Origin of the sequence: Klebsiella sp. RHBSTW-00484 (assembly GCF_013705725.1) — a bacterium.
Classification (GTDB): Bacteria; Pseudomonadota; Gammaproteobacteria; order Enterobacterales; family Enterobacteriaceae; genus Klebsiella.
Genome location: NZ_CP055485.1, coordinates 46,693 through 55,838 on the forward strand (window position 1 = coordinate 46,693; position 9,146 = coordinate 55,838).

A 9,146-nucleotide genomic window follows, 5' to 3' on the forward strand; every position below is an offset into this window, starting at 1 on the left:
AATACAGAGTCATTCCCCGCCTGAATCAGGGGAAAGTAAACGTGCGAGGTTATTTAAAGGATTGCAGCAATTTTTAGCGGCGTTGCTGATTCATACGTTGGATAGTGCTAATTGATGCGGATCGGCGTTCCCATGCCGCGTTAGTCCCTCCAGTCCTTTGCGTTGGACTGGCAGAGCCACCGGATTGAAGGTTATTCGCTGCCCGGTCGCCAATGGCACCTGAACCGCTTCTGGCAGCATTTGTGAACTTACTACCTACAGAGCTACCCCCAGCCTTTGCAACGCCTTGCATGACACCCTGAACGGCTACGCCACTCAACGCATGAGCTATTTTGGCAGAGAACCAGACAATGACACCTGCACCAATACCGGCGAGTAAACACTGAGCCGCAAGAGTAACCATGTTACTTTCATTGGATGTTGTTACTGCAACATCCAATATCTTATTTATATAATTAATTGCTATCCTTACAAATAACGCCGAGAACATTATCGTTAATATTGCTGCAAATATGGTTTGCAACCAATTATTAAACATTGGCTTTAGAAAACCATAGGATAAACAAAAAATAAATATAGGCGCGGTGGTGCACATCAATAATATTGTTATTTCAGCAAGGAGGTTAACTATAGTTGAAACAATAAGTACAAATATTGAACCTCCCCAAACTAATCCCTCGGCTAACCCTCCATTAAATTTCACATATGTTGAATCGTCTTTTTCGTATAGCGTTTGACCTAGCGCCTGTGCTTTATTCCATACGGTATCTAATAACGTCCATACGTTATCACTTCCACTCACTCCATTTTTCAAACCATCAATAGCTGATATGGTCAAATCGAGCCAGCCACCAAGATTTAAAACAAACATTAAAATCAACAGCAGGCGTCCAAAATCCCAAGCCACATCTTCAAAGGGTGTTTGAAGTTTACCTGCTAACGTTTGATAACCACGGAACATTATGAATACAGTAAAGGAACTCACTGCAATAACACTAATCATGGAGCCGTATACGGAAGTTTGACCCTCTAATACGGCATTAAGACCTCCCATGATGGTGTTATTCATTCCAACAAATACACCACCTGACATAAGTACCTCTTTATTGAGTCGTAACTTTTCTTCTCATCTCTTCTTTTTTAGCGAAAAGATTTTCGAATTTATCTTTAACACCCGGATTGCCAGCTCTGGCAAACATCAATGCTGCCCTATAAGAAAACTCACAATTATCACTGGCTTCTCCATCTTTCAAACATTGTGAATATACTTCATAGGTTTCATCTGGATGTTGCTTGTACCACGATTCTGATTTTTCTTCTTTACATGCAGCAAGTAGCGTTAACATGGATAAAATCATTATTAATTTGGCTTTTTTATGCATCGTGTGGTTCCTATAAGTTATTAAGATCAGCTACTGGTGCATTCAGTTGCTGCTCGGCAAAGGCTTTCTGCCTTTGTGTCGCTAACATGTTAGCACGTAATTCAGCTTGCTTAACTGACATCTCCCACTGTGATGTCAGGGCATTAAGCTGAACGCTTTTTGCAGCAACTACGTTAGCCAGGTCTTGCGATTCCTTTGCATCCTTAGACTGCTCTACTCGGCCAGATAGCTGTGAAATATCACTAAGAACGTCTGCGATCTTATTCTGTACATCAGAGGTTTCCTCGACGGCTACGGCCTGGTTCAACACCATCTGTTTACAGCTATTAAGATAGGTGCCGGAGGCGCTGGCGTTACAGCTATCAAACACTTTGTATTTGTCGTAAAGGCCATTGAGTTCAGAAGTAAATGCACCACCCGGATTCGTCAGGAGGTCATTAAGAGAAATACCCCGCTGTTGTAGGTTCTTAATGTCATTAGTGAGGTTTTTTGCCTGATTCATAAATGCCTGAACGTCACGAATGCCGGTAGCTGTTGCAAGTTGCTCCTTATAGGCGCTCATTTGATCTTTATAATGCACTACGGTTTTTTCCCATTGTGCTACCTTTTCAATCCACTGATTAATATCAGTGACATTTGCAACGCCATCAAATACAGGGATTCCGCCACTAATTGCGCTGGAAGAAAATAAGACCGTTGAAATAATACAAGCGGCCAATGACTTTTTAATTTTCATGTTTTTCACCATTATGATTGATTGGTATTTTTTAAGTGCAAGGGGTTTATATTGCCTTTTTCAAGAATTCGTCTTTCCATTCTTCTGGTTTCATACCTTCCTTATATATGGAGTCAAATATTTTTAAGTTATCTTCACTGCCGCTCAGTATTTTTGTATAGCGACCTAACCCGGATAAATCCATTTTAGCCAGGGAAACGAAAGGTCTTGTTTCACCACGGCGCAGCGGGGTTTTAAGTATGACCATCTGACGGGAGCCAGGATCAAGGTTTTTAACAATATCAAAGACACTTTCTGGTACTTTGAGCTTGTTAACATAGTCTTCGCGAGAGGCTTTAGGGTTGGCCATGAATATTTGTGTGCCGCACTGTTCTATAATTGCGGCTGAAATTTCATTTTTAACCATTTCATCCGGTGACTGTGTTGCTGGTACGAATATCCCGTTAAGTTTGCGAATAACTTTAAGCATATTAAGCGCGAACTTGGCAAATTCCTTATCGGCAAGCCACTTCCAGAATTCATCCATGAATAAAACGAGTCGTCTTCCGTCCAGTAAACTGGTAACGCGATAAAGCAGATAAAATGTAATGGGTGCTCTGACGTCTTTATCATCTAAAAACTCGGTGCCATCAATACCAAAGTTGTCGTCTTCGGCAATATTGAATGTGTCAGCTTCGTTATCGAATACCCAGCCAAATTCCCCACCTTGCGCCCATTGTTTCAAACGGATACGTAACCCATTTGTACGCGCTTCTTTGGTTGGTGGCTCCGGTAGCACTTCCAGAAGTCGGGTTATTCCGTAGCGCCGGTACTCCGGGGGATAATCCAGCATGATAGTATTTACCCCTGCACTGATGCGTTCCTCATCGCGAGGGTCGAGTGGTTTACCATCTCTTGTACAAATTATGCGGATAAGCTGCTTAATAAAATTGTGGATTGGCCCCTATATTTCCATACACTTTTTATCACTTAACCCATGACTGGTTCGTCGCCGCAGATATTCCCGTGGCGAACGATACCCCAGTGCACTATGCGGATGCCATTCGTTGTAATGTTCGAAGGCCTCCGCAAGGTTCTTTACCGCTGTTAACCCGTCGGGTTTCGGCATGATGCTGATGTAATCGCGCTTCATCGTTTTCACGAAGCTCTCTGCCATCCCGTTGCTTTCCGGGCTACGTACCGCCGTATGTTTAGGCTCCAGTCCTACCATTCTGGCGAACTGACGCGTCTGATAAGAACGGTAGGCTGAACCGTTGTCTGTCAGCCACTCAACTGGGGATGTCGGCAGGCTGTTACCGAAGCGACGCTCCACGGCACCCAGCATGACGTCCTGCACGGTTTCACTGTCATATCCACCGTTACTGGCCGCCCAGTAAAGTGCCTCGCGATCGCAACAGTCCAGAGCGAACGTGACCCGCAGTTTTTCACCGTTATCACAGCTGAACTCGAAGCCGTCAGAGCACCACCGCTGGTTACTTTCTCCAACGGCCACTTTCCCTGTATGCGCCCGCTTCGATGGCGGTATTTCCGGTTTACGCTCAAGCAGCAGCGCATTCTGACGCATGATGCGGTATACGCGTTTGGCATTGATCACCGCCATGTCGTCAGTTTCTGATTGTCTGCGCAGCAGTGCCCATACCCGACGATAACCATAGGTGGGCAGATCGCCGATAACGGTATGGATACGGGCCAGCGCGTCAGTATCATCAGGCTTGCGCTTGCACCGACGATCCTGCCAGTCCTTCGACCGACGGGCCATGGCATGCAGTTGCGCACGTGAGACCCGGAGGCAACGACTGACAAGGCTTATTCGCCATCCTCCGGCAACAAGGGCACGTGCGCTATCCACTTTTTTTGTCGGCCATATTCAACGGCTTCTTTTAGCAGCTCGTTTTCCATGGTTTTCTTGCCCAACAGGCGCTGCAGCTCTTTAATTTGCTTCATCGCAGATGCCAGCTCCGACGCGGGCACAACCTGTTCTCCTGCGGCAACGGCTGTAAGGCTGCCTTCCTGATACTGCTTACGCCACAGGAACAGCTGACTGGCAGCAACGCCATGCTGACGGGCGACCAGCGACACGGTCATTCCGGGCTCAAAACTCTGCTGAACAATGGCGATTTTTTCCTGAACACTTCGCCGTCTGCGCTTCTCTGGACCTAAAACATCAATCATTCGGACTCCAACGACTAGTCTAAAAACTAGTATTAAGACTATCACTAACTTAAGTGATACCAACTGTCTGGAGATTCAGGGGGCCAGTCTAAATTGATGTTACGTTTCGTTGGTTGCAGAGCGAAGGGGTTCCACCCGGTTGGTTCACCCGTTCTGATACGAAAGTAGCGCCCTCCCATCTGGCGTATGGACATTTCAGCGGAGCGGTCTTTATCAAAATAAACCGTTGTCATGCGCTTATGGGTAGCTGAATCAGTAAACGATGATGGACGGCGATATTTCTGCATTAAATGCTTCATTGCGGCCAGCAATGTAGATTTACCTGTACCTGTACTACCAATCACCATTGAATTACCAGGGTTCTTTTCGTTGAATTCATCCACGTCAGCCTGGCTATTATGGAGATTTAAATAATAGCCGTTGCCAGAGGGTGTTTTCATTACCGCAATTGCTTCACCCCACGGATTCCCTTCGCGTTTATGGGAGTGGAAATTATGCAGTGAAGCCATATCGGCAAAGTTCTGGCTGCTTACCGGTACAAGGCGCGGACGTAAATCATAAATCCCCGGAAGCTGTGCCAGATAGGCAGCAGGGAGCGACATTGTTGATAATGTAACCAAAATACCCAGGTCTTTTAGTGGTTCGGCCAGCGCGTTGGTATCTTTGATAACCCTTTCCTCACTAGGGGAGGAAACAATTAAAGAGAAGTGATACTTACCAAAAGAGATGTGGCCAGACTGGAGCAGGTCACGAGCAACCATAAGGTCTTCCTGCTGCGTTATGGCATCATCATCAGCCGATTGAAGCCTGTTCTGTGTCAGCTTAATATAGTTTTTAGCTTCATCCTTAGCCATGCAGGTGAACGATTGTGTAAGTACATAATCACAGTCGGCGTACAGCAACGCATCAAACAGGCCGGTATAAGTTTCAGGTGCGTGATCCTTGATTTCCAGGCTACGGAAAAATATCGGCTCATCAATCCCATTGCACTGGCCAGTATCCGTTGAGAAAAACAAATCTGATGCACCGAGTACGTCATAGAACGGTGAGCGTGTAACGGCGATTTTCTGCCATTTCCCTGTAAGTAGTCGGTTATAGAACGACAATTGAGAGGAGTAAACGCGCCCGTTCTCTTCATACGCACCTAATGGTGTCGCTGTAAAGCTCTCCAGCGAGGTATTTAATAGTTCCCAATGCTCAAGCATCACTTTTAGCGAAGCATCCAGCGCTTGTCTCCTTGCCCCGTCAGACTTCTGTTTCATCGCTGATCTTTCAAGGCGAGATAGCGGGATAAAACACGCTGTTAAAAATAACCGGCTATGGCGAAATGGCTTATCTTTAATCGTATTGTAGTAAAGGCTGGCAACTTCATCAGAAAAGGGAATGCCAGAGTTACACTCGAAAGTATCAGTGTAACTTTCCCGTACTCTATGCAAATAGAAGGTGACCGGAAGCCCCTCAAATGCTCTTATCATATTATTCAGCTTCACCGTTTGAAATGTGAGGTGATGTTCGTCTTCACATTCAAAAATAGTTCCACCGAGTTCCCATGTTGCAACAAAGTCTCCTTTTCGGTTTTTGACTATATGTTCATTAACATGTGATGAGTAAGGAATGTATTTAGAGATATTTACACTTTCGTTTAATCTCATTTTTTTATTAAACTCCGTAATATCTATGGCTTCATACTGCTGTGATGAAATTACATTTGCACCATAGAATTTATTAGAGGCCTTACGGCCTCTTGTCTTGAATTCAAGAAGTTTAAGGTTGAAAAACTGGATGTCTTTTCGTGCCTTGCTTCTCATTTCAATTAGTGTGGGGATAAGCAGTAAAAGCAACCAATAATTCCTGAGATAAACAGTCATCAGTGCAATTGCCCCACATGCAATAACCAGAGGGACTAATGGTATTCCCAATAGTGCCGCTGGTCTTGTTAATGCCTTGTTTAGAATGGCCATGATTTATTCCAGAGTTAAGCCATGTAATACGCACCAAAACCAGATGCACCAGTGATAAGAATGCCGCCAATAATGACGTTTTGCATGTCACTAAGTTTCTTTCCATCCCATAAGACCTTGTAGCCAATCCACATTACGCACAGCGTTACTGTGGCTACAGCTAAAGTTCCTAAGCCCACAACCCACATATTGAGTGATTCATTAGCTTTATCAAAACCCCCACTGGCCGCCATAGCTGGGGATACCATGACGGACAGGGAAATGATGGTTTCTTGAACTTTATTTTTGATAGCTACAAATTTAGATTTAATGCTCATTTGTTGGTTTCCTTATTTTCAGTAATAACAAAGTCACCGCGCACGATATGTGCAGGGTATTTGATTGTTTCGGTTTCTGATTGGGTGCTATCTATAACATCGCCGCGAACAACCTCATGAGGATAGAAGGTTGATATATTTATTTTCTCTGGTTCAGTTTGGATTGATTGCTTGTCCTCTTTTGTTGAAGGCACAACGTAACCTATTCTCTGCACGTAACTTGTATTACCGAATGATTTTTCCGGTTTTTTTCCTGTATTGAAATTTCCAGAATAATAACAACTGAGCGCCCTTTCCAACGTTGTACCGCGTAGGTAGCAATCAGTAATTATTTTTTCGAAAACAGAAAGATTATTGCAGGGGGAAAATAATTTATCGGCGGTCATGCCAAACTTGCTAAAGTTGGTGCTGGTAATTTGCATTAAACCGACAGAATAGCGTCTATTCTTCTTTTCAATGTTTTTTACTATATTGAGGGCTTCTCCTTTTGATTTTGGTAAATGAGTAATAACACCTTTATCACCTGGTAATCTTTCTGCTTTTGGGATTATTTCGGCAATGGCATAGGGATTAAAACCTGATTCAATTCTTGCAACGTCCTGTGCTGTGTCCGGGTGAATTGATGCGGCACACTGTAACGTCAGAGCAAGAAAGGCAGAGGTCGATAGCATTTTACCCTCCTTGACAGTCGTCCGGAGCGCTTAAGGTGGATTTGGGCATGGGTTAATCCTCTTTTGATTGAGTTTTTTCAAGTAACTCCCCGAGTAGCTTTTTATGAGCCTTGTCTGCAAATTCATCGATCAGGTAATGGAGGAAATTACTTGCCTTTATATCTGTGCTCGACAGATAACTAATTTCCCTGGCGTGGGCGGCAAGTAGCTGGTAGCGGGGTTGCCCAACGTAAATAACCGCCGTGCTGGTTGGTACACCCAACTTTTTTTTCGGCATTGGGAGGGGATCTCCTGTAAATAAATATCGCCTGTATGACTGGCAGTGTGCGATTGGGGATGATTTAAAAGTCAGCAGTTTCCAGAAGCTTTGAAAATGCGACCTGGCGCGTCTCTACTGATCTAATCAGCGATAGCTCTTGTATTTTTTGAAGCAACACCGGGGAGATGTTGCGGCATTCAATCGCGTCCTCGTCTTGGTTAATCGAAACCAGACGGGCGCACTCGATGGCTGAAACTACTTTGTCGGGGATAGTGCACGGATCAGTACCAAAACGAACAAAGCCAATAGCACCGGGGATAGATGTAATATCAGATGTGTGGATTTTGTTAATATCAAAAGAGAGGAATAAATAATTAGGAAATAGTGGCTTATCTTCCATGCGAACTGCATTGCAATCCTTGCGCCTTGTTACCTTTACATATTGCGGGGAAAACGAGACAACTCCTAACCCACTGACACGATTCTTTATTCTTTCTGCATCCTGCGATTTGCAGTACAGCAAATACCATAGATTCATAGCAATTTACCTCCCGGGCACAAGCCCCCATTTTCCGCCGTCCTTAGAGGCGTACTCCTTAGTAAATGTCCCTTTACATAAAACAACTGTATTTTTATACAGTATAAATAGTATGTCAATGTAAAGGTTCTGCAATGATAATAACATTGATGTATGCAAAATCAACCACGATTCATTATGTGGACATTTTGCGCGTTTGCGCCTTGTAAGATGAGACTCCCAAAGGGGGTGACATACATGGTGCCTAAGAGACTGAAAGAAGCGCGGGAAATGGCTGGAATTTCACAGGAAAAACTTTCTCAGCTTATCGGTGTTGAGGGAATCAACACTCGTTCCCGATTGTCGAGTTATGAGGTAGGAAGGACAGAGCCGCCTTTTAACTTAGTAAAAAAGATTGCCAAAGTTCTTGATTATCCAGAAAATTATTTTTATACGGTGGATGATGATTTTGCTAATACTGTTTTGGAATTCCACAGGAATCGTATGAATCCTGATTCAAATCCCCATTACAACACCGTCATAGAGGTGAAAAAATTAGCGGAACAGCTTGATGAGGCGAGAAAGCTAGCTGGCGAATTAAGTGAATGCTTAAAACGTCGTTAATCCAGCATCTACCGCTCGCCACAGTCTTTGATTGAGGCGGAGCGCAGCCATAGGCGAGCACCGAACACTCAAAGCGAGGAAGCGGAATTTCCACTGAATTAACAAAGAAATGCGTTCACTCTGAATCTACATAGACAAGAGAAAACCCCTGTTGATATTCACAATGTTAATAATGTTGAGACTCAATATCTGTATGAATTGATTGGGTAAATTAGATATGTTCTTTGCGGGATCTTTTGGCGGGGGAATTGATCGTTGCTTCACTACGTGGTAATTTACCTGCGTTTACAAGTATTCATACGGGTGGGACGTTCCCGGTAATAGCGTCTAGGGAAAGGGTGATAGGCAAAAGCCACACCCTGAATGCAAAAACCCCCTGAAATCCTGACGAACTTGGCGGAACGAGGGATATTCAGGGGGTCGAAAGCAGGCGCGGCGCCTGAAAAGGATTATAGCAAATGCATAACCTAAAACAACCCCTCTTCCTCGCCATAAGCGCGGGCGGGC

At 44.3% G+C, this 9,146-nt stretch carries 9 protein-coding genes and 2 pseudogenes; 1 reads left to right on the forward strand and 10 read right to left on the reverse strand.

The window, feature by feature from the left end; translation table 11 throughout:
• Positions 1–73 precede the first annotated feature (73 nt).
• From HV213_RS32530 to HV213_RS32575, 10 genes and pseudogenes are all read right to left on the reverse strand, one after another.
• Positions 74–1,093: a TrbL/VirB6 family protein gene (locus HV213_RS32530; protein ID WP_181213164.1), complete on the reverse strand. Its 1,020-nt coding sequence runs from the start codon at positions 1,091–1,093 to the stop codon at positions 74–76.
• A 10-nt stretch (positions 1,094–1,103) separates the two neighbouring features.
• On the reverse strand, positions 1,104–1,382 hold the full coding sequence (locus tag HV213_RS32535; RefSeq protein WP_181213165.1) for an EexN family lipoprotein: 279 nt from the start codon (positions 1,380–1,382) through the stop codon (positions 1,104–1,106).
• Positions 1,383–1,392: 10 nt separating this feature from the next.
• A complete protein-coding gene (locus HV213_RS32540) occupies positions 1,393–2,118 on the reverse strand; it encodes a TrbJ/VirB5 family protein (protein ID WP_115105225.1) in 726 nt (241 codons plus the stop codon).
• A 46-nt stretch (positions 2,119–2,164) separates the two neighbouring features.
• Positions 2,165–3,049, reverse strand: a pseudogene (locus tag HV213_RS32545) (VirB4 family type IV secretion system protein); the annotation flags it as partial.
• Between the two features lie 12 nt (positions 3,050–3,061).
• A protein-coding gene (locus HV213_RS32550) for an IS3-like element ISEc36 family transposase (RefSeq protein WP_110129298.1) occupies positions 3,062–4,290 on the reverse strand; the annotation gives its coding sequence in 2 pieces (ribosomal slippage) (positions 3,062–3,975 and positions 3,975–4,290; 1,230 coding nt in all).
• A 92-nt stretch (positions 4,291–4,382) separates the two neighbouring features.
• Positions 4,383–6,251 (reverse strand): annotated as a pseudogene (locus tag HV213_RS32555) (VirB3 family type IV secretion system protein); the annotation flags it as partial.
• Positions 6,252–6,265: 14 nt separating this feature from the next.
• Positions 6,266–6,499: a TrbC/VirB2 family protein gene (locus tag HV213_RS32560; protein WP_249415269.1), complete on the reverse strand. Its 234-nt coding sequence runs from the start codon at positions 6,497–6,499 to the stop codon at positions 6,266–6,268.
• A gap of 65 nt (positions 6,500–6,564) precedes the next feature.
• On the reverse strand, positions 6,565–7,239 hold the full coding sequence (locus HV213_RS32565) for a lytic transglycosylase domain-containing protein (protein WP_181213166.1): 675 nt from the start codon (positions 7,237–7,239) through the stop codon (positions 6,565–6,567).
• Between the two features lie 52 nt (positions 7,240–7,291).
• Entirely contained in the window at positions 7,292–7,516 is a 225-nt protein-coding gene (locus HV213_RS32570; RefSeq protein WP_115105220.1) for a hypothetical protein, read from the reverse strand.
• Positions 7,517–7,580: 64 nt separating this feature from the next.
• Positions 7,581–8,036 carry a transcription termination/antitermination NusG family protein gene (locus tag HV213_RS32575; RefSeq protein WP_181213167.1) on the reverse strand — a complete coding sequence of 152 codons (456 nt, stop codon included), beginning with the start codon at positions 8,034–8,036 and terminating at the stop codon, positions 7,581–7,583.
• Positions 8,037–8,273: 237 nt separating this feature from the next.
• On the opposite strand from HV213_RS32575, the gene HV213_RS32580 reads away from it, so the two are divergent.
• Positions 8,274–8,639, forward strand: a complete 366-nt coding sequence (locus tag HV213_RS32580; RefSeq protein ID WP_181213168.1) for a helix-turn-helix domain-containing protein — start codon at positions 8,274–8,276, stop codon at positions 8,637–8,639.
• Positions 8,640–9,146 lie beyond the last annotated feature (507 nt).